Source organism: Dyadobacter sp. CY347 (genome assembly GCF_021502655.1).
In the GTDB taxonomy this organism is placed as follows: Bacteria; Bacteroidota; Bacteroidia; order Cytophagales; family Spirosomataceae; genus Dyadobacter.
Window position 1 is genome coordinate 62,637 of sequence record NZ_JAKFFT010000008.1, and the last position, 24,220, is coordinate 86,856.

Annotated in this window: 23 protein-coding genes; 14 read left to right on the forward strand and 9 right to left on the reverse strand. The window is 45.3% G+C overall.

Annotated features, from left to right (window positions below):
- Window positions 1-18 precede the first annotated feature (18 nt).
- From L0659_RS18615 to L0659_RS18630, 4 genes are read left to right on the forward strand one after another with little or no spacing between them, the layout of a single operon-like run.
- Window positions 19-1,143 (forward strand): FIST signal transduction protein, encoded by a 1,125-nt coding sequence (locus L0659_RS18615; RefSeq protein WP_235128107.1) that lies wholly within the window; start codon window positions 19-21, stop codon window positions 1,141-1,143.
- 7 nt (window positions 1,144-1,150) lie between these two features.
- A complete protein-coding gene (locus L0659_RS18620; RefSeq protein ID WP_235128108.1) occupies window positions 1,151-2,482 on the forward strand; it encodes an ATP-binding protein in 1,332 nt (443 codons plus the stop codon).
- A gap of 36 nt (window positions 2,483-2,518) precedes the next feature.
- A complete protein-coding gene (locus L0659_RS18625) occupies window positions 2,519-2,950 on the forward strand; it encodes a response regulator (protein ID WP_235128109.1) in 432 nt (143 codons plus the stop codon).
- 28 nt (window positions 2,951-2,978) lie between these two features.
- Complete coding sequence (locus L0659_RS18630; protein ID WP_235128110.1) at window positions 2,979-4,982, forward strand: response regulator; 2,004 nt, start codon at window positions 2,979-2,981, stop codon at window positions 4,980-4,982.
- Here the strand turns inward: L0659_RS18630 and L0659_RS18635 are convergent.
- Both L0659_RS18635 and L0659_RS18640 read right to left on the reverse strand, forming a co-directional pair.
- On the reverse strand, window positions 4,975-7,200 hold the full coding sequence (locus L0659_RS18635) for a molybdopterin cofactor-binding domain-containing protein (protein ID WP_235128111.1): 2,226 nt from the start codon (window positions 7,198-7,200) through the stop codon (window positions 4,975-4,977). The genes L0659_RS18630 and L0659_RS18635 overlap by 8 nt on opposite strands.
- Window positions 7,197-7,670 carry a (2Fe-2S)-binding protein gene (locus L0659_RS18640; protein ID WP_235128112.1) on the reverse strand — a complete coding sequence of 158 codons (474 nt, stop codon included), beginning with the start codon at window positions 7,668-7,670 and terminating at the stop codon, window positions 7,197-7,199. Before L0659_RS18640 ends, L0659_RS18635 begins: the two co-directional genes overlap by 4 nt.
- A gap of 119 nt (window positions 7,671-7,789) precedes the next feature.
- On the opposite strand from L0659_RS18640, the gene L0659_RS18645 reads away from it, so the two are divergent.
- The 5 genes from L0659_RS18645 to L0659_RS18665 all read left to right on the forward strand — a co-directional run bounded on the left by L0659_RS18645 (window position 7,790) and on the right by L0659_RS18665 (window position 10,543).
- The gene (locus L0659_RS18645) at window positions 7,790-8,707 is read left to right on the forward strand and encodes an alpha/beta hydrolase (protein WP_235128113.1); all 918 of its coding nucleotides are present in this window, start codon (window positions 7,790-7,792) and stop codon (window positions 8,705-8,707) included.
- 78 nt (window positions 8,708-8,785) lie between these two features.
- Window positions 8,786-9,358, forward strand: a complete 573-nt coding sequence (locus tag L0659_RS18650; protein WP_235128114.1) for a Panacea domain-containing protein — start codon at window positions 8,786-8,788, stop codon at window positions 9,356-9,358.
- A 12-nt stretch (window positions 9,359-9,370) separates the two neighbouring features.
- Complete coding sequence (locus L0659_RS18655) at window positions 9,371-9,811, forward strand: hypothetical protein (protein ID WP_235128115.1); 441 nt, start codon at window positions 9,371-9,373, stop codon at window positions 9,809-9,811.
- Window positions 9,812-9,868: 57 nt separating this feature from the next.
- Complete coding sequence (locus L0659_RS18660) at window positions 9,869-10,078, forward strand: hypothetical protein (RefSeq protein ID WP_026632409.1); 210 nt, start codon at window positions 9,869-9,871, stop codon at window positions 10,076-10,078.
- Window positions 10,079-10,210: 132 nt separating this feature from the next.
- Window positions 10,211-10,543: a hypothetical protein gene (locus L0659_RS18665; RefSeq protein ID WP_235128116.1), complete on the forward strand. Its 333-nt coding sequence runs from the start codon at window positions 10,211-10,213 to the stop codon at window positions 10,541-10,543.
- Here L0659_RS18665 and L0659_RS18670 read toward each other — a convergent pair.
- The 7 genes from L0659_RS18670 to L0659_RS18700 form a co-directional block, all read right to left on the reverse strand.
- A complete protein-coding gene (locus tag L0659_RS18670) occupies window positions 10,540-11,700 on the reverse strand; it encodes an ATP-binding protein (protein WP_235128117.1) in 1,161 nt (386 codons plus the stop codon). The two genes, L0659_RS18665 and L0659_RS18670, sit on opposite strands and share 4 nt — an antisense overlap.
- An 86-nt stretch (window positions 11,701-11,786) precedes the next feature.
- Window positions 11,787-12,428, reverse strand: a complete 642-nt coding sequence (gene pdeM, locus L0659_RS18675) for a ligase-associated DNA damage response endonuclease PdeM (RefSeq protein ID WP_235128118.1) — start codon at window positions 12,426-12,428, stop codon at window positions 11,787-11,789.
- A complete protein-coding gene (locus L0659_RS18680) occupies window positions 12,418-14,880 on the reverse strand; it encodes a ligase-associated DNA damage response DEXH box helicase (RefSeq protein ID WP_235128119.1) in 2,463 nt (820 codons plus the stop codon). The genes pdeM and L0659_RS18680 overlap by 11 nt, the downstream gene beginning before the upstream one ends.
- 62 nt (window positions 14,881-14,942) lie before the next feature.
- Window positions 14,943-15,293 carry a DUF5615 family PIN-like protein gene (locus L0659_RS18685; protein WP_235128120.1) on the reverse strand — a complete coding sequence of 117 codons (351 nt, stop codon included), beginning with the start codon at window positions 15,291-15,293 and terminating at the stop codon, window positions 14,943-14,945.
- Window positions 15,293-15,529 carry a DUF433 domain-containing protein gene (locus tag L0659_RS18690; RefSeq protein ID WP_235128121.1) on the reverse strand — a complete coding sequence of 79 codons (237 nt, stop codon included), beginning with the start codon at window positions 15,527-15,529 and terminating at the stop codon, window positions 15,293-15,295. Before L0659_RS18690 ends, L0659_RS18685 begins: the two co-directional genes overlap by 1 nt.
- Window positions 15,530-15,625: 96 nt before the next feature.
- Entirely contained in the window at window positions 15,626-17,224 is a 1,599-nt protein-coding gene (locus L0659_RS18695; protein ID WP_235128122.1) for an ATP-dependent DNA ligase, read from the reverse strand.
- Window positions 17,221-18,387 (reverse strand): ligase-associated DNA damage response exonuclease, encoded by a 1,167-nt coding sequence (locus tag L0659_RS18700; protein WP_235128123.1) that lies wholly within the window; start codon window positions 18,385-18,387, stop codon window positions 17,221-17,223. Before L0659_RS18700 ends, L0659_RS18695 begins: the two co-directional genes overlap by 4 nt.
- 132 nt (window positions 18,388-18,519) lie before the next feature.
- On the opposite strand from L0659_RS18700, the gene L0659_RS18705 reads away from it, so the two are divergent.
- From L0659_RS18705 to L0659_RS18725, 5 genes are read left to right on the forward strand one after another with little or no spacing between them, the layout of a single operon-like run.
- Window positions 18,520-18,915, forward strand: coding sequence for a DUF5618 family protein (locus L0659_RS18705; protein WP_235128124.1), 396 nt, complete (start codon window positions 18,520-18,522; stop codon window positions 18,913-18,915).
- Between the two features lie 49 nt (window positions 18,916-18,964).
- The gene (locus tag L0659_RS18710) at window positions 18,965-20,131 is read left to right on the forward strand and encodes an ABC transporter substrate-binding protein (RefSeq protein ID WP_235128125.1); all 1,167 of its coding nucleotides are present in this window, start codon (window positions 18,965-18,967) and stop codon (window positions 20,129-20,131) included.
- Window positions 20,131-21,213 carry an iron ABC transporter permease gene (locus L0659_RS18715; RefSeq protein ID WP_235128126.1) on the forward strand — a complete coding sequence of 361 codons (1,083 nt, stop codon included), beginning with the start codon at window positions 20,131-20,133 and terminating at the stop codon, window positions 21,211-21,213. Before L0659_RS18710 ends, L0659_RS18715 begins: the two co-directional genes overlap by 1 nt.
- Window positions 21,210-22,241: an ABC transporter ATP-binding protein gene (locus L0659_RS18720; protein ID WP_235128127.1), complete on the forward strand. Its 1,032-nt coding sequence runs from the start codon at window positions 21,210-21,212 to the stop codon at window positions 22,239-22,241. Before L0659_RS18715 ends, L0659_RS18720 begins: the two co-directional genes overlap by 4 nt.
- Entirely contained in the window at window positions 22,238-24,220 is a 1,983-nt protein-coding gene (locus tag L0659_RS18725; protein WP_235128128.1) for a glycosyltransferase family 39 protein, read from the forward strand. The genes L0659_RS18720 and L0659_RS18725 overlap by 4 nt, the downstream gene beginning before the upstream one ends.

A 24,220-nucleotide genomic window follows, 5' to 3' on the forward strand; every position in this document is an offset into this window, starting at 1 on the left:
AGCCCGATCAATCTTTTTATGGAAATCAAACAATTGGTGTACACCAATGCCTCCTCTAACATTACATTCCCCTTTACACCCCAACTTTTTTTTGTTTTTGGAAACAGAGAACTTCTTGAAAAAAGTGACGTAATCGCCCAACTGGCAGCACTTTATCCTGAATCTCTTTTTTCTGGCTGCTCCACAGCAGGCGAAATTTCAAATGTTTCGGTAAAGGACAACACCATCATTATCACTGCCATCCGCTTTGATGATACGATGGTAAAAAGCTCCAAAGTTGCGCTGGAAGACATTCAATTCAGCAGCAGCGAAGCGGGCAAAAAACTCGTTTCTCAACTTCCCAAAGAAGGCCTGAAACACGTTTTTGTGGTTTCGGACGGTCTAAAAGTAAATGGCACCGACCTTGTAAAAGGCATGGCCGAAGGCCTTGGTTCCGAAGTTTCGCTTACAGGCGGACTTGCGGGTGACGGATCTCATTTCGCCAGAACGGTAATTGTTGAACCAGATGGAAACATTGCCAGTGAAACGGTGGCGGCAATCGGATTTTACGGTGAAAACCTGACGATCGGTTTTGGCTCACGCGGCGGCTGGGACAGCTTTGGGCTGGACAGGCGCGTGACCAGATCCCGTGAAAATATATTGTTTGAAATTGACGGCGAGCCCGCGCTCGATCTGTATAAATCGTTTCTGGGCGACAAGGCCAAGGAACTGCCTGCTTCCGGGCTCCTTTTCCCGCTCAGCATGCGTGACAGTGAAGATCGTGCGCCGGTAGTGCGGACGATTTTAGGGATTAATGAAGAAGAAAAAAGCCTCACTTTCGCAGGAGACATTCCTGAGGGGTCATTTGTCCGTTTGATGAAAGCGAATAACGACAGGCTGATTAACGGTGCCGAAGAAGCCGCGCAGGCCGCTTCGGAAGGATTGAAAAACAGCCCTGAATTTGCCATTCTTGTTAGTTGTGTGGGCAGAAAACTCGTGCTTAAACAAATGGTTGAAGAAGAAGTTGAGAGCGTCTCGGATGTGCTGGGCAGCCCGGTTATTACCGGATTTTACTCCTATGGGGAGCTCGCGCCATTCAACCGCAATTCGCTTTGCGAGCTGCACAACCAGACAATGACCGTTACAACTTTCAGAGAATATTAAGATGAACATGCCCGAACTTACGGACGTCAATTATCACCGGTTGCTGAAACGTCAGATCCGGAAATCACTGCCTCCCCAATTAGCCGAACATCCCGATTTGCAGGACTTTTTAATGTCTGTAAATCAGGCATATACTGAATACCAGGACGATCTCGGCCGTGTGGAACTCATTTTGGAACAAAGCTCCGGCGAGCTTTTCAAAGCCAACCGCGAACTAAGCCGCATTGCCGCAGAAAAAACCGAAGAAGCTGCATTAACGAATAAAAGGCTGGAAGAAGTGGTCAGCAGCATTACCGAAGTTTTGGTGCAGCTGGATCAAAACGGCAACATTATTTACATGAACAAAGCCTGGGAAACCATCACAGGATACACTGTAAATGAATGCATTAATAGGAACTGGATGGATTTCTTCTCCGATTCGGCTGAGGAGATCAGTGAAATGCTGCTTACGGACCGGACAACTATTCACGCTACGATCAAGATCTTCACTGCCAAAGGAAAGGAAATCTGGATAGGCGTGTCGCTGACGAGGCAATATTGCGATGACGCGCTCACAGGCTATATCGGCACATTTTCAGATGTTACCGAGCGTGTTTCGGCTGAAAAGAAATTGAAATCCTACATGCGCGACCTGGAACGTATTAATGCGGAACTCGACCAGTTTGCCTATGTCGTAAGTCACGATTTGAAAGCGCCTTTAAGGGCGATTAACAACCTTTCGGAGTGGATTGAAGAAGATATCAGCCACTTGCTCGAAGGGGACACTTTGGATCAGTTCAAGCTGCTTCGCGGACGTGTTCACCGCATGGAGAGCCTGATCAACGGCATTTTGTCCTATTCCCGAGCGGGCAGGATGAAGACGGTGAAAGAGCGTTTTGTGATCAGCTCTCTTTTGGATGACCTGCACGAAACATTCAACAGCAAAAAACCCGTGAGTTTTGTGTTCGACGGAAATATGGCGATGGAGCTGGAAACGGAGAAAATCACATTGACCCAAATCCTGCAAAACCTGATTTCCAACGGCATCAAGTACAACGACAAGCCCGAAGTTGAAATAACCGTGGGCTGGACGGAAGAAGAAAGTAAATACGAATTTTACGTCCGCGACAATGGCCCGGGCATCAGCCCCGAGTTTCACGAACGCATTTTTGTCATTTTCCAAACATTGCAGGCACGTGACGAAATCGAAAGCACCGGCGTAGGATTGGCCATTGTGAAGAAAATTCTGGATGAAAAAGGCGGCGTGATCCGTATCGAATCCACCATGACAGAAGGCACAAAATTCATTTTCACCTGGCCAAAAAAAGAAGTCAAAGAAGCAGAAGAAATCTCACTCTAAAATAACCCTTTTCCCTAACTAGAATTTTTTACACAAATGTCCCTCTTAACCCCAGTCCCCATGACCATATTATTGGTTGAAGACGATGAAGTAGATGTAATGAATGTGAAGCGCGCATTTAAAAAGAACAACATTTCGAACCCGCTTGTTGTCGCATCCAACGGCATTGAAGCGCTGGAAGTGCTTCGCTCCGTCTCGCCCGAAAATCCCAGGCCAAGGATCGTGTTACTCGATCTTAATATGCCCAGAATGGGTGGAATTGAGTTTTTGAAAGAAATCCGCCAGGATCCGGAACTGAGTTCTTTGTCTGTTTTCGTGATGACAACTTCCAATGAGGACAGCGACAAGATTGAAGCCTTTAATCTGAATGTAGCCGGCTACATTCTGAAACCCCTTTCAATGGACCGCTTCATTTCAGCCGTTTCTACGCTTAACAGTTACTGGACACTCTGCGAATATCCCGGATAAAATCACAAAAACGCTTATTTACCCTCCTATGGCACCATTAAGTATCCTTCTGGTTGAGGACGATGAGATCGACGCGATGAACCTGCTTCGTGCGATCAAGAAATCTCAGGTGGAAATCGGAGAGGTCAAAATCTGCAAATATGCCGAAGATGCGTTGCTAACCCTGGATACCTGGGTGCCGGGATGTGTGTTTCTGGATTATCAGCTGCCCAAAACGAGCGGTTTGGAATTGCTTAAAAAGATCAAGCAAATGGTGCCGCAACTGCCCGTGATCGTACTCACTTCCCAGGGCGACGAGCGGATTGCGGTGGAAATGATGAAGGCCGGTGCAACAGATTACTATCCCAAATCGGAGATCAATGCAGAACGGCTGACGAAGGCTTTTCATACGCTCGGGCAAATGATTGAGGTGGAGAAAGGCAGGGAAGACGCCAGGCAGGAATTGGCTGAAAAAGAGGAATTTATTAATAAAATTGCCCTCCTGTCGCCCAACATTATCTACGTCATCGACATTGAGAAATGGACCAATATCTTTCATAACAAGCAGATCTGGAAAATCCTGGGCTACTCCGAAAATGACATTGTTACTGATACGAAGAACGGCCTGAAACAGATTATTAATAATCAGGATCAGCTTAATTTCCGTCAGCATTATCATTATATGCGGCATTATGTGAAGGACGAAGATGTGATCGAAAAGGAGTTCAGGCTGAAACACAAGAACGGTTCGGAAGTCTGGATTATCACCCGGGAAGTGCCTTTTAAGCGAAATGAAGAAGGAAACGTGCAGGAGGTGCTCGGCACGGCGATAGACATTACCAGCCGAAAACAGGCCGAACAGGAACTCATACAAGCCAAACGTGACGCCGAAGAAGCAACGCGCATCAAGTCCGACTTCCTGTCGACAATGAGCCACGAGATCCGCACGCCGATGAACGGGATTATTGGTTTTACCGATATTTTGTTAAACAGTGATTTCAAAGGACAGGATAAGGAATATTTGAAAATGATCAAAAATTCCGCTGATAACCTGCTGGTTATCCTGAACGACATTCTGGATTTCTCTAAAATTGAAGCCGGGAAATTCGGGCTGGAAAGTTTTCAGTTTGACCTGAAAGAAAAGCTGGATGTTTTGGTCAGGACATTTGATGTAAGGGCCAAGGAAAAATTGGTCAAACTGCTTTTTGAATGTGACGATGATGTCCCGCAAATCTTGCTGGGCGATGCGTATCGTTTAAACCAGATTTTGGTCAACCTGGTTGGCAATGCCATTAAGTTTACTGAAAATGGTTTTGTTAAAATTACCGTCCGTCTGGAAAAAGATTACGGCACGAATGTTGACCTAAGAATTGACGTATCCGACTCAGGTATAGGTATTTCCGAAGATAAACTAAACGACATTTTCGACAGCTTTTCACAAGCACATCACAATAACGCAACCAGGTATTTCGGCGGCACCGGGCTCGGTTTGAGCATTACCCGGAAAATTACGGAGCTAATGAATGGCACGATTTCAGCCAAAAGCAAGCTCGGAGAAGGTGCGACTTTCAGTGTTGTGCTTAATTTCGGAAAAGGGGGAATTTCGATAGAAGAAGAAAAGGCCAATGCGCCGGAGACGCTGTCACTCAAAGGTTTCCGGATCCTCGCAGCGGATGATGTTCCTGCTAACCAAATGTTACTCAAACATTTACTTCGAAAATGGGAAGCAGAATTTACAATTTGCGGAAATGGCAGGGAAGTGCTCACCAGCCTGGATGAAGACGGTGATTATGACCTGATTTTAATGGACATTCAGATGCCTGTGATGGATGGCATTACTGCGATGAAAACCATTCGAAGCCATTATCCAAAATACGCCAACGTTCCTGTAATTGCCTTTACAGCAGATACTTTCGCTGAGAACGCCCCTGAACTTGCATCATGCCATTTCAATGATTTTGTAACCAAACCATTTAAAGCAGAAGAACTGATCCGCGTCATTTCAAGACATCTTGCGTTCAGTAACGCTGCCCGTCCGGTGATTGTCAGCTGACTTTACTCCAATCGATCTTATCGGGCGTCAGCGGAATTTCCCTCAACCTGCTTCCCGTCGCATCAAAGATCGCATTGGCAATCGCAGCGGAAACGGGCCCCTGCGCAGCTTCTCCTGCTCCGAGCGGTTCGAGTTCCGGCCGATCTATGACAAATACTTCTGTATCAGGCACATCTTCAAAGCGAAAGATTGGATAAGTTTCCCAGGAATTGCTTTCTATGCCATCGGAACTATAATTAACCTGTTCCAACATGGTCCAACTCGCAGCCTGGATCATTCCGCCGGAAGTCTGATTGATAATGCCGTCCGGGTTAATGGCTTGTCCTGAGTCAATTACACCTGTTAATTTCACCAAACGGTAAGTTTGAGCAGCACGATCCAGCTTGACCTCCGCCTTTACAGCGAAATAGGAAGCATTGTTTTTATATTGGGCAAAAGCGAAACCTTTTCCTATGCCTGGCTCCTTTTTCAAATCCCAGCCTGTTTTTTTTACCAATGTCGTAATCACTTCCTTGGCGCGATCGTCAGTTAAATGATCCAAACGGAACTGAACAGGATCTTTTCCCGCTTTCAACGCCAGCTCGTCCATAAAGGATTCCAATGCAAAAATATTCCCGTAAGCGCCCAGGCTTCGCAGGGCAGACGTACGTAATGGGCCTTTGTAATTGTGTAAAGCAACATTTTTGGTTTCAAAATCATATAACGGAAGCGAGTTCCGATGACTTCCACCAGAAAAACCGCCGCCTTCGAACGTAAACGGCTTTTCCAGATGCTGTCCCGCAATCAAATGTCCCGCCTTTCCGCCGGGCCGCGAACTATGCGTATCCGACCAAATGTCTGTTTGCCAGGATGTTACTTTACCCTCTGGATTGAGTTCCGCTTTAATTTTCAGCACCATTGCTGATCCGTAAGGCTCCCATTTATGTTCATCTTCCCGCATCCATTGCACCCGAACCGGCTTTCCCGGCATTTGCAAAGCCAGTAAGGCAGCATCGCCGCCCACATCATCAGCGCCATTATGCCCGTAACACCCCGCCCCCGGCACACCGATCACCCTGATTTTTTCCAATGGAAGGTTTACCAAATCGCTTATCGTACTCCGCAACGGATACACACCTTGCGTATGCGACCAAATCGTCAGTTGACCATCCTTCCAAAGCCCGATTGCACAAGAGGTGCCAATGGAGCCATGCATTTGGTAAGGCCGTTTGTACTCCGCTTCAAGCATAACTGCGCTCTCCGAAGGTTTTTTACTTGTTTTTTTATCACCTTCAACCATTTCACCAGCATTGCCATTTTGGACCATATCAGCATATAACTGAGCTTGCAATGGCATGATGGGCTTGCTTTCCCACTTGGCAGTCTGCTTCATTTTTTCCAGCGCCTTCATGCTCTCATATTCCTGCGAAGCAATTACTGCAGCGAAATTCCCATTCACCACCACCTTCAAAACGCCAGGTGATTTTTGAACTTGCTCCGTTGGCAGCGAAACCAAGCTGGCCTTGTAAACCGGCGGCCTCATCACGCGAGCATGCACCATATCCGGCAGGCGCAGGTCCTGTATGAAACGCGATTTCGCCGCGGCAATGTCATTAATGTCTGTCCGTTTAATGGATTTTCCAACCAGCTTGTAATCAGCCGGCTTTTTCAACTCAGACTTTTCTGAAACTTCCGCCTCGAACCGCTTGCCCTTCACCAGGTCTTTATAGGCAATCGTTTTCTGATTTTTGTTAGATTTTACAATTCCATTCTTAACCGAAAGTTCCGCAACATTTGACCCCAATTCCTTTGCAGCCAATGCCATAAGATACTTCCTGGCCTCAGCAGCAGCATTTCTGATCGCATTACCGCTTCCTTCAATGGATCCGCTTCCGGCTGTGTAGCGCTCGTCCTGTGTTTGGCCGGTGTCCGCAATGATAATCCGAACCTTTTTGATATCAATGTCCAGTTCTTCCGCCGCCATTTGCATTAAGGCCGTCCGGATGCCCTGACCGAGCTCCATTTTGCCCGTTAAGACCGTCAAAATCCCGTCGGCATCAAACCGGATCCACGAGTCAATCGCTTCACGATCAGCTATTAATGTTTGTTCCGGCAAATAACATTCGTCCGGTTCAGTGGTAAATCCCAGCCCGGGCATGAGTGTAAAACCCATCAATAAATAACCCGAACCCCGAAGAAATTCGCGCCTGCCAGACTTTATATCGTTGAACTGTTTCATCCTTTGTTCATTTTAGCCGCCGCCTTTTTCACAGCATTGATGATGCGCGTGTGTGTCCCGCAACGGCACAAATTGCGTTGCAAAGCCTGCCGTATTTCCTGATCGGTTGGATTTTTGTTCTCTGTCAACAATGCTTTTGCGGAGATGATCATTCCGCTAATGCAATAACCGCATTGCGCAGCCTGCTCCTCAATAAATGCTTCCTGAATGGGATCAAGGACATTATTCTTGGTCAAACCTTCCAAAGTCGTAACCTCATAAACCGCTGCCGCAGCGCCGGGAATAACGCATGAGGGTTGCGCTTTGCCGTTCAGCAGCACCATACAACTGCCACAACGCTCAATTCCGCAGCCATATTTCGGGCCGTTCAGTCTCAGGTTATTCCGTAAAAGATAAAGCAGCGGCATTTCGGGATCCACCGTAACGTGGTGGTTTTTGCCATTCACTTTAATGTTAATCAGCTCAGCCATATTGCACTGTGTTTAGCGATCAGAATACTAAAATTAAGCCTGAGCCATCATTTAACTACTTGCTTTTAGATCTTTCAACATCCTTTCTGCGTATGTGTTATCATAATTAGAAAGCATTTATGAAAACGCAGGCGCGGATCGCACTGATACTTTTGATCATTTTGTTGGGCGCGTTTATGCTCACATTATCAGGTTGTTCTTTCAAAAGAATAACGAAGTCGAAGAATATTGTATACCAAAAAGCAGATAAAACTTCCGCGGAACAGCAACTGAATGTCTTTGCACCTAAAAAGCATTCCGAACCTAAGAACGTTCTGATTTTCGTCCATGGCGGCAACTGGAATTCAGGTAAAAAGTCGCAGTACAACATTATCGGCGGACATTGGGCTAAGAAAGATGTTGTGACAGTGATCGTTGATTATCCGTTAAGTCCGGCTGCGGATTATGATGCTATGGCCATTTCCGTTGCTAGATCCGTGAAATGGGTGAAGGAAAATATCAGTCAGTATGGAGGAGATCCAGATAAAATATTTCTGTCAGGACATTCGGCAGGTGGCCATCTTGCGGCACTTGTAGCGCTTGACGACCATTATTTCAAAAACATAGGCCTGGAAAACCCCCTCGCAGGGCTCATCCTCATCGACGCTGCAGGGCTGGATATGCATGGTTATCTGCTGGAAGAAAAGTTTGAAAAGGGAAACACCTATCTCAACACATTCACCAACGACCCAATTACCTGGAAAAAAGCCACTCCGCTTTATCATTTGCACCAAAACATGCCCCCTATGCTCATTTACCGGGGCGGAAAAACCTATCCCTCCATCCTGAAAAGCAACGAAAAATTCATCAAAGCCCTACAAGCCTACGCCCCAAAAACGCCTTACCACATCCAAAAAAGCAAAAAGCACATTCCCATGATCACCCAATTTTTCAATCCCTGGAATGGCAGATATGAGGAGATTGTAGAGTTCATGAAAACCGCGGATAATAAGAGGAGAATGCCGCAGGATAAGCGGGAGGCGGCGGTGGGTAAGTGATAGCGCTTGATGTGGATTGCTGGTCATGAATTGCGAGGCTAATAGGCTATCTTTGTAACGCATATTCACGCACAAATCATGAAGGGTTATAACTACAAAAAAGCTGCCCAGCTAATCAACTATTTCGCTGCCCACAATTATGGTGCTATTAATAAAATGAAAGCATTTAAATTGATTTGGCTGGTTAACAGGCTGCACCTGAGGAGATATGCCCGCACTGTAACAGGAGACACACATTACGCAATGGTTTGGGGCCCGGTGCCGTCAAACACCAAGGATTTTGTGGAAAGTAAGGTAAGTCCTCAGTCAGCAGAAAAGCAATATTTTGATCAGTATTTGTCTTTGGATGGGCAGACTATCACTTCCATTCAACAGGTAAATGCAAAGGTTTTTTCAGAAACTGACCTGGAAGCAGCTGATGAAATACTGAAAAACTACAACGCCCTCGATCAATTCGAGCTTGCCACTTACTCTCATTATTTCCCTGAGTGGAAAAGATTTCAGGAAAAAATAGAAACGTCAGGATCCAGCTACAAAATGGATATCAATGATTTTTTTGAAAACTACATTGATGATAAAGGCTTATTCAACGACAAAAAGGAAGATTTGGAAATAGCTAAGGAGCTATTTTTCGAAACAGCCAACGCTTAGTCTGCCAACAACATGAAGGCAGAAGAATTAATGCACGCACTCGTTGCACGACACATCCTATATATCTCTGACCCGCAAATCGCCAACGGCATTCCGCACTATCACATCTTTATCAAGAAAATGAATGGCGGTTATTTAACTACGGTTTGCTGCACCTCTCAGTTTGAGAAAAATCTTAAGCATATCACGCGCGTCAGGGAAAGTCTCGATACATTGGTCTGCATTGACCATGAAACTGCCAATAATCGATTGCATGATTTTACTTACGTCAATTGCAACAATTACTTTTCCTACACAGAAAGTGAATTATTAGCATTAAATGCAAAGCGAGACATCCCATCTTGCGGAGTTATTACAGAATTTGAATTCCAAAAAATCATCAACGGTCTTCTGATAAGTAGGCGTATTGATGAAGAGTTCAAGGATGAGGTTAGGGAGCTTTTGAAAAATTAAAATCTCAGTTTCGATTAATTTGTTGAAATTTCCCCAAATAAATTTTATGTTTGTTTAATGAAGAAATTCTCAACAATTAAAGAGGCATTCGACTGGTGGATTAAGAATATTTATCCAAATCTTTCTCCCGATGAGAAGAAGGGAAAATTGACAAATGCATGGCGGGATTACACGCATAAGGGAAGCATGTCGGAGTCCAGAATGAAGGAAATTCTAATCGAATACGGTCACTTTGAAATTGAGACGATTATAACATATAAGCCGTAACGGGCTTTTTATTTGCATTTAATTTGGGGAAACTTCCCCAAGACAGACGCACCGAAAAACCCGGAGCATTGCCACAGAACAATGGCATCCGGGTTCGTTCAATCAAGTTCACAATCAAACTTCATCAAAAATATGTACACACAACAAAAATCAACAAACAAAGAAATGAACGGCGGGAATGAAAAATTTATCGGTAATGAAGCTGCGTTAATGCAGCAATTCGAGATCGTAAAAGAGTTTTTTCAAACAGACAGCGGAAGTGAAATGATCGGATCGCTGCACGCAATGGTAGAAAGCTATTTATTTTCCGAAAATCTGAGCCAAGTATCACCAGAAATGCGGGAACATATTGTGAACCAGCTCCGTGTGGCAACTTTGATTGCTAGGCTTGGGGATAGTTATAACGGCTCGAAGAGCGGAGAATTAAAGACATCTGGTAATATAAGCAAAACAGTATTTAGCTAAATGTCCCTATTAACCATTTCAAACCAATTAATAACAGTTACGCCGTTTGACCGGTCTTCTTCCTGATCGCCGGCGTAAATAATGTATGCTTTTTGCTCGCCGCTTAGCTTGTTCCAATATAAAAGGTTTTTGAAATATTCACCATTTATGGTTTTTCCAGCTTTAATTTCGATCGGCAGCAACGAGAGTCCGTTGTCAATAACAACGTCGATCTCATGCCCCGTTCTGTCACGCCAGTAATATAGGTTGATAGGCTTGCCAGCATTTGTTCGCTTTTTCAAAAGTTCAGTTACAACCAAACATTCAAATAAACTTCCCCTTAACGGATGCACAGCTAGCTGCTCCTTTGTAATAATCCCCATCAATGAACAAACCAGACCGGTGTCATAGAAATATATTTTCGGCCTTTTTATAAGTGTTTTGTTGAAATTTTTGAAATGCGGACGCAATAAGTAAATGATAAAACTGCTTTCCAGAATACCAATCCAGGACTGTACCGTCTTGGTATCAACCCCTGTGTCAACAGCTAACGAGGTTAAATTTAATTCCTGTCCGGTTCTTCCTGCTAACAGACGGATAAAACGCTCAAAAACAATAAGATCAGTTATATTTTTAATTTGACGCACATCCCGATCAATGTAAGTCCGCAGATAATTTGGAAACCAGTCTTCCGGAGGAATGCCTGGATCATAAATTGGCGGGTAATGCCCTTTTAATATCAATACGTTTTCGTCCGGGGCAGATTTTTGACCAGAAAATAATTCGGCTGTGCTAAAAGGAAGTAAATTAATGATAGCGACGCGTCCTGCTAGGGTTTGTGAAATATTTTGCTGAAGCAGAAAATTATTTGAACCTGTTAAAATGAAGCGGCCGGTTTGAGTGGAATTATCCAAAATCTCTTGCAAATAAGAAAAGAGCTCAGGTGTTCTCTGGACTTCATCAAAAATAGCGCCTTGTTCGTATCTGCTCAAAAATCCGCGGGGATCTTCCTGGGCAAATCTTCTGACATCCAGATTTTCAAGAGACAAATATGGTTTGTTCGGGAATAAGCTTTTTACTAGCGTTGTTTTGCCCGATTGGCGGGGACCGGTTATGGCCACAGATTTAAAGGAACGAGCCAGTTGGACTATTTTTGGAGCTGCAAAACGTTCTATCATAACTTGAAGATAACAAAAACCGGAAAAATATGGAATCTGATTCCATATTTTTCCGGTTTTTGTTTAATAACTTGATAATAAACTCCCTAACAAACAGAAAAGACCTTCGTCTCTGTCGTAATGTAAATCTTTCGATCCTTTGCCAGATCCATTTGGAAACCGCCTGTGAAGACGCCGAAGCTTGGGACGATGGCTTGGTGGTTATCGATGACGAAGCAGGGAAGGCGGACGCTCTGGCGACCCTTTCCATAAGTGGTAAAAACCGGATGGACGTGGCCTGCGAAGATGAATTTTTCTGAGATGGCGTCTACTTTCGGGTGGTGGGTGAAGATAAAATCTCCTTCTTCATAATCGTTTAAATGCACTTCCAGGTTACATTCCAGGAACATACTTACGGGCAAAATATCGTGGTTGCCGATGACGATAAGCATTTCAATGTAATGGTGCTCCGTGCGCCAGTTCTTGAAAAGCTCCCATTCGGCATTGTATTGAGCGTGAAATAAGTCCCCTAGGAAAATGATGCGGGTTGCGCCGGTGTTTTGAACCAGCTCGTTGAGTCTTTGAAAATTGTTTTCAATGGCATTAGGCGGCACCGCAATTCCTTCTTTCCTGAAATGGGTGATCTTGCCTAAGTGAAGGTCTCCGATTAATAATGTCTGCGTTTCCTGCCAAAAAATGGCTCTTTGTGTGAGTAAAATAAAATGGTTTTCTTTGATTTCAATCTGCATTACTATACTGTTTGATCATTTTCTGGATCCGGTCGTCCAGCTTTTCCGATGTAAGTTGCTCGCGTAACCGATCCACCATAATAGGGAACGAAAAAGGCGTCGGTTTCCGGGTTTGTTTCACAATAATTTTCTGAGTTGCAATCCGGTCCAGCGCGTCACGCATCCGCACTTCCTCCAATTGATAGGTTAAAACCTCCTGGTAAGCTTGTTTGATCAATAAATTGTTGTCTTCATATTTGGTCATCACCGTAAACAGCAGCGAACTGGAAGCCTGCAATTGCCGCGTCTTGACATTTTTCCCCGGGTAACCCTGGAACATTAGTCCCGAAATGGCTGCAATTTCCCTGAATTTCCGTTTGGCCATTTCCGTAGCATTCACACTCTGGTAAATATCGTCGACCAAATGTTTTGTAGAAAAAAGGTCAACTTCGCCCATTACTTTCTCAAAATCAACATATTGATCACTCAGCAATTCGAATCCGTAATCATTCATTGCTACCGAAAAGGTGATGGGTTTGAGTTGGCTAAGACGATAAGCCAAAATAATCGACATTCCTTCATGCACCAAACGGCCTTCAAACGGAAAAATGAAAATATGATGCCCTTCCCGCGTTTCACATTGCTCTATCAGCAGCTCATCGGTTTTCGGGATCATAGAGCGGCTCGCCTGCAGTTCCAATAATGGTTGCATTTTGGCCAGTTCGAGCTCCTTATGCGGATTTTCAAGGGCGTCTGCGAGTCTTTCACGGATGAATGTGGACAACTGTGAAGATAGCGGCATTCGTCCGCCCGCCCAGCGAACCAAAAAGCCTTTTTTCCCTTCAGCTTTTTTAACACTGACCGTCATTTCATGAATTCGCAAAAACTCAACGGTCATTCCGGCAAAAGTAAAAACATCACCCGGTTTCATCCACGTAACAAATGATTCCTCAACCGTTCCAAGATATTTGCCACTTTGCAATTTCACCTTAATGCCTGTCTCTGAGACAATTGTGCCCATACTCAGTCGGTGACGCAATGCAACGCGCCGGTTTGTAACTTTATACAGGCCATCAATGCGCTCTACTTTTTTGTACTCATCATAAACATGCAGCGACGAACTGCCCGTCGTAATGTATCCCAAAAGCCATTCCCACTCCTGCCTGTTGAGATATTGATAGCCGTAAGCGTCGCAGACCTCATCGAATAATTGGGCTTCATCAAAACCTTCTCCCACGGCCAAAGTCATCATCCACTGCGCCAGCACATCGAAAGCGTGCGCGACAGGCGGACGATCTTCCAGCATATTTTTTGCAACGCCCTCACGAAGTGAAACCGCTTCAATGAGCTCCAATGCATTGGTAGGACAAAAATAAATTTTACTATCCACACCAGGCCGGTGCCCGCTCCTGCCCGCCCGCTGGATAAATCGCGCAATACTTTTCGGACTGCCGACTTGTATCACAGTGTCAACCGGTCGGAAATCGACTCCAAGATCGAGGCTGGCTGTGCAGATGACGAGTTTGAGCCGCTCGTCGTGCAATGCTTCTTCCACCCAATCCCTGATTTCCCGATCCAGCGACGCGTGGTGCAGCGCCATAATGCCCGCAAATTCAGGATATTTATCAATAATGGTGCGATACCAGATTTCCGTTCCGGAGCGTGTGTTGGTAAAAAGAAGTGTCGTATTACTCTCATTGACGATTTTGACAACCTGATCAACCAGGCTCGTCCCCATATATCCCGACCATGGCAAGGTCTGAACGCGTTCAGGGATAATGCTTTCGACAAGGATTTTTTTGTCGGTATTCGCCTTGATTACGGCGGATTTTGCAACCGGAAACTTCATCCCGAGCAGCACATGTTTTGCTTCGTCCAGGTTTCCAATGGTCGCTGAAATGCCCCAGGTTTGCAGATCCGGCTTAATGCTTCTGAGCCTTGCCAGTGCCAGCTCCGTTTGCGTTCCCCGCTTGCTGCCCATCAGCTCATGCCATTCGTCCACGACGATGGTATGCAGGTTTTTGAATATTTCTGAGCTGTTTTTTTGTGCAAAAAGAATGTGCAGGCTTTCCGGGGTGATAATCAGCGCATCGGGCATTTGCTTTTTCTGCTCGCTTCTGTCTTTGGAATTGGTGTCGCCGGTGCGAATGCCTACACGCCAGGTCAGGTTCATTTCCAGCGAAGCACTTTCCATATTCCGGAACAAGTCTTTGGACAATGCACGCAAAGGTGTTATCCAAAGAACCTGGAGACCCCGTTTTGGTTTAAGTTCCTTATTGGTCTTCTCATTAATATGCCGGATCAAAATAGGAAGCCAGAGCGAATACGTCTTTCCGCTGCCCGTTGGCGCATTCACCAGACCGCTTTTCCCATCCAGATAAGCCTCCGCCGCCTCCTTCTGAAACGCCGCCCACTTCCATTTCTTGGCCTTAAACCAATTTTCAACAATTGTATGTCCGGAGGATTTGGCCAAAGGATGTAGTGGTTATATCTAATGTTGTAGGATAAATATCGTACCCGGAAACACCCGTGTCTTTAAATCCCGATAATATCCATTCCCGTGGGCGTTGCGATAATCATTCTAGCGCCTGGAAGATGACTTATGATTGCATCCCAATTTTGTTGAAAAAACATGTGCAAATCACGAATTAGTAGATTACCTAGTTTTAAATATATCACTTTGGCCGGTTCATTATCTAACAGACATCGATAATAGAAATCCGTGTCTTTGGTTACGATAACCAGATTATGTTCTTTCGCATAATCCCAAATGTCCTTATCAGGCCATCTGCCATTAATATCAATAACAAACTCAAATGCATCTGAATTGAAGAAACCAAAATACTTCGGAAGATTTACATCGATAAGGAAGCGAACGGGGGCCATTAGGCAGCAATTAGGGAGTGGTGCTCGCTATCCATTGTTTTTGCGGCAAATTGAATGCACGCTTTAATGTCCGCTTCCTCCAGAAAGGAATATGCCTCTAAAATATTGTCATAGCTTTCTCCTGCAGCCAAATATTCAAGAATCGATTTCACAGTGATACGATAGCCCCTTATTGTCGGCTTCCCGTTACAAACTGCCTCATTTATCGTGACTCTTTCCAGATAATTTTCCATCATTATGACTTTTTCATTTGACATACAAAAATAGCAAAACTTTTGGCATGGGCTGAACTCCGTAAATTGGACAAGTGATATTAAGATTGCTGCTCAACCTCACTTATACATCTCCAATATCCCCTTCAAAGCCTCCAAAGTATCTGCTTCCTCGGCTTTCTTGTCCTTTCGCCAACGGAGGATCCTGGGAAACCTTACTGCGATGCCGGACTTGTGTCGGGATGATTCATTGATGCCTTCGAAGCCGATTTCGAAGACCAGTTCTGGTTTTACTGTTCTTACAGGGCCGAATTTTTCAAGCACGTTGCGTTTAATGAAATAATCGACCTGGCCGATTTCTACATCGGTTAAGCCGGAGTAGGCTTTTGCGAATGGAACCAGCTTGCCATCTTCACCCCAAACGGCAAATGTATAGTCAGTAAATAGTTCAGCCCGCCTGCCGGAGCCTTTTTGAGCATAAATAAGCACGGCGTCTACGCTTAGCGGATCGATTTTCCATTTCCACCAATCGCCCTTTTTACGACCCACCTGGTAAGTGCTCTCTTTCCTTTTGATCATAAAACCTTCCGCAATATTCTGCCGGGAAAGTGTGTGTAACTCCCGCAGAACCGACCATTCTTTAAAATCAATAAGTGGCGATAGGTTGAATATGAACTGATCAGGCGCTTTTTCATGAATCATTTCCAGCTCGGCCCGGCGTTGCTGTTGGGTTTGGTTTCTAATGTCGACCCCATTGACTTCCAAAATATCATAAGCCAGAAACGCAACCGGCGCCTCCTCCAAGACTTTTTTGGATAGATTCTTCCGCCCAATGCGCGTTTGCAGCACATTGAATGGCATCGGCTTGTCATCCATGTAACTTACGATTTCTCCGTCGAGAACAGTTCCGTTTGGCAAAATCTCGCTCAGGAAATGCAGTTCAGGGAATTTTTCGGTTGATAGTTCTTCGCCGCGCGTCCAGATAAAAAGCTCATTATTGCGATAAATGATCTGAGACCGGATCCCATCCCACTTCCATTCGGCAAACCAATCTTCGGGATTTCCCAACCCCGAAACGTCGCCTTCGATCGGGTAAGCCAGGAAAAACGGATAAGGGCGCGAGGCGTTGTCATTTTCACCTTTATCCAAAATTAACTGTTCAAAAGTCGTCCCGGCTGGCTCCCATTGACCCATAACCCGGTGCGCGATCACATTGGAATCGGTTTCGGTAGCTTCTGCCAATGCACGCACCACCAATGTTTGCGAAACCCCGATCCTGAAACTGCCCATCAGCAATTTATTGAAAACAAATGTTTCATGCTGAGACAGTTGCATCCAGGCCTGCAAAATATGGTCGCGCTTTTCTTCGTCGGTCATGCCCGGCAGCATTCCTAAATAATAGAACCATTCGGTAAGCGATTTGTCCGATCCATCGACCTTACTCTTCGGTAAAAGCAACGAAATGGTTTCCCCTAAATCACCGACGCTATGATAACTTTCCTGGAAAAGCCACATCGGAATGCCCGCTTCTTCCGCCGCCCATTCCTTCACCATGGTCCGATTTACCTTAAACGACGGCCTGCGGCCGGTGAAAAGTGTTAAAGCCCAAAGCTTATCCTCGTCGGAAGCCGTCAGGAAATATTGCTTCATCAACTCCACCTTTGCATTGGTTTTGTTGGTGCGGTCCAGGTTCATGAAGAGCTCTGCGAATTGTTTCATGCTGTGTGCGTGTTTGCCCCTAAATCCCCGGAAGGGGACTTTTCTTTTTGGGACTGTTTCGGTGATGGCTTTGTATCTATGATGACTTCGTCATCTAATGATTCTTTGTGCTTTTCATAGGCTTCGGTTCCGGCGCTGATATCTTGTACAACTTCTTCCTCCTCGTTCTCATCTTCATTGCCATACATGGTGTGGACCTCGCCGGCTTCAATGCCGTTTTCATTCAGGTATCTTGCGTAAATGCTTGTATATCCGTGCGTAACGTACACTTTTTCAGCTCCCGATTCCTTTACCGCGGTATTTAAATCCGGCCAGTCTACGTGGTCGCTTAGTACAAAACCCTGGTCTACGGCACGGCGGTTTTTCGCGCCACGCAGGGCCATCCACCCCGAGCAATAGCCCAGGGAATACGGTGCAAATTTCTTGATCCACGTGCTGCTGTCAACCGATGGTGGCGCTAAAACCAATGAGCCGCGGAATAGTTTCCGGTCTGTTTCTTTGGTCACCAATGTCAGTTCGGGTAAGTCGAAACCGGCTTGCCTTAACCTTTCATTTAATGTATAAATAGCGCCGTGTGCGTAGATAACCTTGTCTTGCAATTCTATATTCTTCAAAATCCTCTGCATTTTGCCCAGCGAATAGCCCATCAGCACGCTGGCTTTATCTTCACTTTTGTTTTGCCGCCACCAGTTGTCAATTTCACTCATAACCTCGTGCTGAGGCTGCCATTTATAGATAGGCAAACCGAATGTTGATTCAGTGATAAACACATTACATTTAACTGGCTCATAAGGCGTTGCGAAATTATCGTTTTCCAGTTTATAGTCACCGCTCGCCACCCAGACTTCACCTTTATACTCCACGCGAACCTGCGCCGAACCTACGATATGCCCGGCAGGATGCAATGAAAACGTGACCCCATTGATCACAAATTTCTCGTAATACTCAACAGTTTGTAATGAAATATCCTGCCCAAGGCGCAGCCGTAAAATGGGCTCGCTATCCTTATGGGCCAGATAATGCTTGCTTCCCCAGCGCGCATGGTCGCTGTGCGCGTGCGTGATGATCGCCCGGTCAACGGGGATCCACGGATCAATGTGCGCATTTGCAACGGCGCAGTATATACTTTTCCCTGTAAATTGTAAAAGAGATTGTGCTGGCATGGCTTGGAAAATATTAAAAGTGTGCCAATTGCCGACCGGGGCTTCCGACGCCTTTAAAAAATAAGTGCTATTTTTGAGTGACCAATTTCCCTGGCCTGCGTCTAAACAAAAATCGTAATCAAATACACAACTATGTCAAAGAAAAGTATGGAAAACCCCTTATCTCCAAGTGCGGAAGCAGCGAGATATCTTGAAAATGCCAGACAAATACTGACTGAAAAAGCAGGCAAAAAGGACGGATTGTATTCGGACATTAAATATGTAAGAATGGCCGCAGGCACTGCTTATTCAGCGGCGTTGCTAATTCTTGATGAATATCTGAAACAAAACGAAGGTATTCATTTTGTAAAGCCACAAAGCATTGAGGATTACAAGGGTAGATTAAGAAAATATGACAAAAAGTTGCTGAGACATACGATCAATGCTTACAGCGAATTACATCTTATTGGTTACTATCAAGGAACAGAATCTGCTGAGGTCATCCAGAACGGCTTAGCAAATGTGAAGCAAATGCTATCTTATATCTGATTCTTGGTTTCTGCATTTTTATTCTGCTCAACGCTCCTTACATCGTCTAATGATCAAAAACCTCTGCCTTTCGTTTTTTCTTTGTCTAACAATCCTTAGCTGTAATCCCGAAAATTCATCGAAAAGAGAGGAGAACATAACTTCGAAATCGGTTAACTATAAGGACCAAGCCAAAATCAACCACGCACAAGGCTTTACCATTACATATTATAACCATTACAAAATCGTAAACATCCTGAGCCCGTTTGAGACGGCGACGGATACTTCGAAATATATTTTACTGGAAAAGGGAACGTCGCGACCGAAAGGTTTCGAAGATGCGCAGGTGATTTACATTCCTGTTGCGAGCATCGTTGCGACATCTTCCATGCATGCTGCTTTGCTGGAATTTCTGGATTCTGAGACCATTATCACTGGCATTAGCAATCCGCAATATATTTTTTCGCCAAAAATTAACGCGTTGATCGAAGCCGGGAAGGTTGCAAATATTGGGCGGGATCAGGGGCTGAATGAGGAGAAGATCATAGAAATGCGCCCGGATGTGCTGATGGCCATGGGCGGGCCGGGAGCCAAAGTCGATCAATACAGCATATTAACCCAGGCGGGAATCCCTGTTTTAATAAATTCAGAATGGATTGAAAAAACGCCGCTGGCCCGTGCTGAATGGGTTAAACTCGTTGCAGCATTGTTGAACAAGGAAAAGCTGGTTAATGAAAGATTTGGTAAGATCGAAAGCGAATATCTTCGTTTGGCTGAGCTTGCCAAGGAGGTTAAGACTAACCCGACAATTATTTCGGGCTTGAATACAAAAGACGCCTGGTTTTTGCCGAATGGGGATAGTTATATGGCGCAGTTTTTCCGGGACGCGGGCGGGAATTATCCTTGGAGTGATAAAAAGGCAACGGGCAGCTTGCCGCTTAACTTCGAATCTGTATATCCGATTGCTTTGAAAGCAGATGTTTGGCTGAATGTCGGGTTCGATAAAAGTGACACAAAAGCCAACATTCTGGCACAAGATTCTCGTTACAACGATTTTAAGGCCTATAAGTCTGGACAAATGTATAGTTACAATGGCCGCGTTAATGACCAGGGTGCTAACGATTTTTTTGAATCCGGAACTGTAAATCCGCACATTGTCCTTTCCGATCTGATCAAAATTTTGCATCCGGAACTCCTGCCGAATCATAAGTTGGTCTATTACAAACAGCTTAAATAATGGCGGAAACCCTCAACAAACAACCATTGCCCAAAACACCCCTAAACACACACCGGCTGACTTTTTTATGCCTGGTAACGCTTGCGGTGGTGTTTTTTGTTCTGGATGTCATGCTGGGATCCGTGCAAATCCCATTTAAAGAGGTTTTTAAAATCATATTCCTAAAAGAATCTGAAAATACTGCCTGGCTATTCATCATTGAAAAAATACGCATTCCGAAAGCAATAACGGCCATGCTGGTCGGTTGTGGACTATCTGTGAGCGGATTACAAATGCAGACTTTATTCCGGAACCCATTGGCAGGGCCGTCGGAACTGGGCATTACAGCCGGCGCCGGACTGGGCGTGGCGGCGGTAATGCTTGCGGGAGGAAGCAGCGCGAGCATGTATGCCATCAGTAAGCTCGGTGTTTCGGGCAGCTGGCTGATCATTGTGATGGCCTCCTTGGGATCTGCACTGGTGCTTTCGCTGATTTTATTGATCGCAGGAAGGATCAGGGATAATGTTATTTTGCTGATCGTCGGAGTGATGATTGGGACAATAACCCTATCTATTGTTAGTATTTGGCAATATTTCAGTCAGCCCGAACAGTTGCAGGAATACATTATGTGGACATTCGGGTCGTTGGGGGGCGTTACGCAGTATCATTTGTATGCACTTTCCGGCGTTGTTGCATTTGGCCTTTTACTTGCATTTATTTCTTCCAAATCGCTTAATGCATTACTGCTGGGAGAAAATTATGCCAAAAGCATGGGGCTTACCATTGGAAAAACACGGCTGATCATCATGCTCAGCACCAGCTTGTTAACCGGCAGCATTACCGCATTTTGCGGCCCGATCGGCTTCGTAGGCATTGCTATTCCACATATAACCCGCTCACTGTTTGGCACTTCGGATCACCGTGTGCTTATTCCTGGCTGCTGCCTTACCGGCATGGTATTGCTGCTTTTATGCGATATTATTGCGCAATTGCCCGGCATGCAAACCGTCATTCCGGTGAATGTTGTTACTTCTTTACTTGGTGCGCCGGTGGTGATCTGGATCATTATCAGTCGCAATAACCTCCGTTCTTCTTTCTCATGAGTGTCGTCAAACCATTTCTGGAAACGAAGGATCTGTCTATTGGATATAAAACCAAAAGAACAGAACGGACAATTTCAAAAAACCTGAACCTCACGCTCAAACCCGGACAACTTGTGTGTCTGCTGGGCTCAAATGGTTCTGGAAAATCAACATTAATGCGCACAATTGCTGGCCTGCAACCAGCTTTGGAAGGCGTTGTTTATATTGGAGAGCAGCCTCTTGCAAGCTTGAAATCGGCTCAACTGGCGCAAACATTAAGCCTGGTTTTGACTGAGCGCATTGAAGCCGGTAACCTTACTGCACTGGAAGTCATCACATTAGGACGTACACCTTACACCGGTTGGCTGGGCGCATTAAGTGATATTGACCATCAAAAAATTGATGAAGCAATTTCGCTGGCGAATGTTGAAGATTTAACCAACAGAAAAATCCACCAGCTAAGTGATGGTGAACGGCAAAAGGTCATGCTGGCGCGTGCACTTGCACAAGATACGGAGCTGATCCTGCTGGATGAACCCACCGCGCATTTGGACCTGCCCAACCGTGTGGAAATGATGCGCCTGCTGCATAACCTCGCCAGACAAACCGGAAAAGCCATATTATTAAGCACACATGAACTCGACCTCGCGTTACAGGCAGCTGATATGCTGTGGCTTATGCAGCAAAACGGAGAATTTGTTGCCGGTGTTGCGGAAGATCTCGTCCTGAACGGGGCGTTTGAAGCTGCGTTTGAGAAAAACGGCTTCTTCTTCGATAAGTCCAGCGGCACATTTAATATTTACCAGGACGTCTGCATACATTCAATAAGCATTTCAGGCGATCCTATATTGACTTTCTGGACCAGACGAGCATTGCAGCGCGAAGGTTTCGGGATTACCGACGAAGCTAATGCCACATTTAAAATCCGTTGCAGCCTCGACGGAGCAGACACAGTCTGGCAAATGGAATGGCAGCAAAAAGCTTCGAAATATTTCACCATTGCTGACCTGGTGGCGGGAATAAAACTGACCATTAACCCATTTACATGATCCTTCTTATTCCGCTGGCAATCTGGCTTGGCACGGCCAATTGTTTTCTGGCATTTTACAAAGGAAGCCCGCAGGCGTTTCGTCGCTCCATATTGGCGGCTGGCATAGCATCATTATTTTTTGTGGCAGGTCTGACGGAGTTGCTCAGCGTGGTAAATCTGATCAATGCTGTCGCTATAAAAATAGCGTGGGCAATCCTCAACATCGGCCTCTTTTTCATTTTCAGGTGGTTAAGCAATAAGGAAAATGTTTCAATGCTATCCATTTCAAAAGTATGGCTTTCCTCAGCGCGTGCTTTTTTTCGTGGAACCGGCGTTCTTACCAATGTCATTGTATTCTCGATTTTGGGCTTAACGTGCCTTGTTGCGGTGGTAGCCACGCCCAATAATATGGATTCGATGGCCTATCACTTGAGCCGGCTGGGTTACTGGATCCAGCATGGCAATGTTGAACATTATGCGTCCCATATCGTCCGCTCCATTTCGTTCAGCCCGTTCTCCGAATATGTGCATTTGCATACATTTTTGCTTTCCAATAGCGATCGCGCATTTCAATTGTTGCAATGGAGCTGCTTTGCAGGCATCCTGATGTACATTTCGCTGTTGACCGAGTTGCTTTCAGGTAGCCGGACTGCTCTGGGGATGGCGCTTTCTTTTGCTGTTACGGTTCCTATCGTCATCCTGGAATCCATGACGACCCAAAATGACATTGTCGTCGCATTTTTCGTTGTTGCGTGCGCATTTTATGCAGTCGATTATGTTAAGCAGCCCGGTAGAATTTCGCTTCTGCTCCTGGCACCGGCAGCGGCATTAGGCATGATGACGAAGGGTACTTTTATATTCTACACGCTGCCTTTTGCCGTGTATGTATTCATTTTTATGATTACAAAACCGCTGCAACGCAGAGCGCTTTTTATGCTGGTCTGCGGTTCCTTGGTGCTTGTACTTTTACTTAACGGCCCGTTTTGGTACCGGACTTACCTGATTTTCGATTCACCCATCGGCACCATGACCAATGGCAACAAAAACGACATTTCGAACCCCGGCAATTTGCTTTCCTCCACAGCCAAGCATGTTTTCCTGCATTTGGGATTCGTTTCTCCGGGTGATCAGTATAACCAGTTTATGGTGAAGGTGTTGGACGGATTTCATCAAATGATCGGCATTCCCTTGAATTCGCCGGGCACCGGAATGGAGTTTAAAATGAATAAGCTCAACTTCAACGAAGATTTCGCACATAATTTTTTTGCTATGTGGCTGGTTATCTTCTCGCTGCCGTTGATGTTTTTTACTAAATTATCAAAAACCGCCCGCTGGTATAACTTGATGGCATTTGCCAGCTTCCTGATCTTTTGTTTTTTTATTGGTTACCAGATCTATGGCTCGCGGCTGCATATTACTTTCTTTATGCTGGTTGCGCCTGTGATCGGCATCATTTACGGATCGCTCTCCACCCCTGCCATTCCTTCATTGATTAGCATTGTGCTTTGGCTTGCGGCATTGCCGTTTGCGGTGTTAAGTACGAGCCATCCGCTGCTTTCCACAAAATGGTTTTTTGAAGAAGTTTTTCCAAAAGTCAACTCGGGATTGAACCTGAACATTCACATTGGGAAAGGAAATATGAACCTGAAACAGCCCAGCATTTTATTTGCTGCACCAACAAAGATCGTCTGGGGGGATTACCAGGAACAGGCCTTAAACATGCGGGCTTACGTAGATTCGATCGGAGCGAAAAAAATTGGTTTTGATTTTATTGAATCCAGCCTCGATTATGCTTACCAATATGTCCTCAGAAAGCCGGGCAGGCACTTTGAACACGTTATGGTGCGCAATCCTTCGCAGTTTTTGGAACATAAAACATTTAATCCCGACTGCATTATTGCCGAACATGATGAGGGCAACCATTTGCATTACCATGGCAGACATTATGTTAAAGAATGGAGTGCTAACGGCACTTTTATATATGTCCCGGTGAACTAG

What these genes read in the sequence shown, in the direction of transcription:
- L0659_RS18695 (WP_235128122.1), bottom strand. Translation starts at nt 17,224, where the DNA reads ATGAAACAATTCGCAGAGCTCTTCATGAACCTGGACCGCACCAACAAA.
- L0659_RS18710 (WP_235128125.1), top strand. Translation starts at nt 18,965, where the DNA reads ATGATCAAAAACCTCTGCCTTTCGTTTTTTCTTTGTCTAACAATCCTT.
- L0659_RS18705 (WP_235128124.1), top strand. Translation starts at nt 18,520, where the DNA reads ATGTCAAAGAAAAGTATGGAAAACCCCTTATCTCCAAGTGCGGAAGCA.
- L0659_RS18635 (WP_235128111.1), bottom strand. Translation starts at nt 7,200, where the DNA reads ATGAAACAGTTCAACGATATAAAGTCTGGCAGGCGCGAATTTCTTCGG.
- L0659_RS18615 (WP_235128107.1), top strand. Translation starts at nt 19, where the DNA reads ATGGAAATCAAACAATTGGTGTACACCAATGCCTCCTCTAACATTACA.
- L0659_RS18725 (WP_235128128.1), top strand. Translation starts at nt 22,238, where the DNA reads ATGATCCTTCTTATTCCGCTGGCAATCTGGCTTGGCACGGCCAATTGT.
- L0659_RS18625 (WP_235128109.1), top strand. Translation starts at nt 2,519, where the DNA reads ATGTCCCTCTTAACCCCAGTCCCCATGACCATATTATTGGTTGAAGAC.
- L0659_RS18645 (WP_235128113.1), top strand. Translation starts at nt 7,790, where the DNA reads ATGAAAACGCAGGCGCGGATCGCACTGATACTTTTGATCATTTTGTTG.
- L0659_RS18640 (WP_235128112.1), bottom strand. Translation starts at nt 7,670, where the DNA reads ATGGCTGAGCTGATTAACATTAAAGTGAATGGCAAAAACCACCACGTT.
- L0659_RS18655 (WP_235128115.1), top strand. Translation starts at nt 9,371, where the DNA reads ATGAAGGCAGAAGAATTAATGCACGCACTCGTTGCACGACACATCCTA.
- L0659_RS18690 (WP_235128121.1), bottom strand. Translation starts at nt 15,529, where the DNA reads ATGATGGAAAATTATCTGGAAAGAGTCACGATAAATGAGGCAGTTTGT.
- pdeM (WP_235128118.1), bottom strand. Translation starts at nt 12,428, where the DNA reads ATGCAGATTGAAATCAAAGAAAACCATTTTATTTTACTCACACAAAGA.
- L0659_RS18715 (WP_235128126.1), top strand. Translation starts at nt 20,131, where the DNA reads ATGGCGGAAACCCTCAACAAACAACCATTGCCCAAAACACCCCTAAAC.
- L0659_RS18650 (WP_235128114.1), top strand. Translation starts at nt 8,786, where the DNA reads ATGAAGGGTTATAACTACAAAAAAGCTGCCCAGCTAATCAACTATTTC.
- L0659_RS18660 (WP_026632409.1), top strand. Translation starts at nt 9,869, where the DNA reads ATGAAGAAATTCTCAACAATTAAAGAGGCATTCGACTGGTGGATTAAG.
- L0659_RS18665 (WP_235128116.1), top strand. Translation starts at nt 10,211, where the DNA reads ATGTACACACAACAAAAATCAACAAACAAAGAAATGAACGGCGGGAAT.
- L0659_RS18685 (WP_235128120.1), bottom strand. Translation starts at nt 15,293, where the DNA reads ATGGCCCCCGTTCGCTTCCTTATCGATGTAAATCTTCCGAAGTATTTT.
- L0659_RS18670 (WP_235128117.1), bottom strand. Translation starts at nt 11,700, where the DNA reads ATGATAGAACGTTTTGCAGCTCCAAAAATAGTCCAACTGGCTCGTTCC.
- L0659_RS18620 (WP_235128108.1), top strand. Translation starts at nt 1,151, where the DNA reads ATGCCCGAACTTACGGACGTCAATTATCACCGGTTGCTGAAACGTCAG.
- L0659_RS18630 (WP_235128110.1), top strand. Translation starts at nt 2,979, where the DNA reads ATGGCACCATTAAGTATCCTTCTGGTTGAGGACGATGAGATCGACGCG.
- L0659_RS18720 (WP_235128127.1), top strand. Translation starts at nt 21,210, where the DNA reads ATGAGTGTCGTCAAACCATTTCTGGAAACGAAGGATCTGTCTATTGGA.
- L0659_RS18700 (WP_235128123.1), bottom strand. Translation starts at nt 18,387, where the DNA reads ATGCCAGCACAATCTCTTTTACAATTTACAGGGAAAAGTATATACTGC.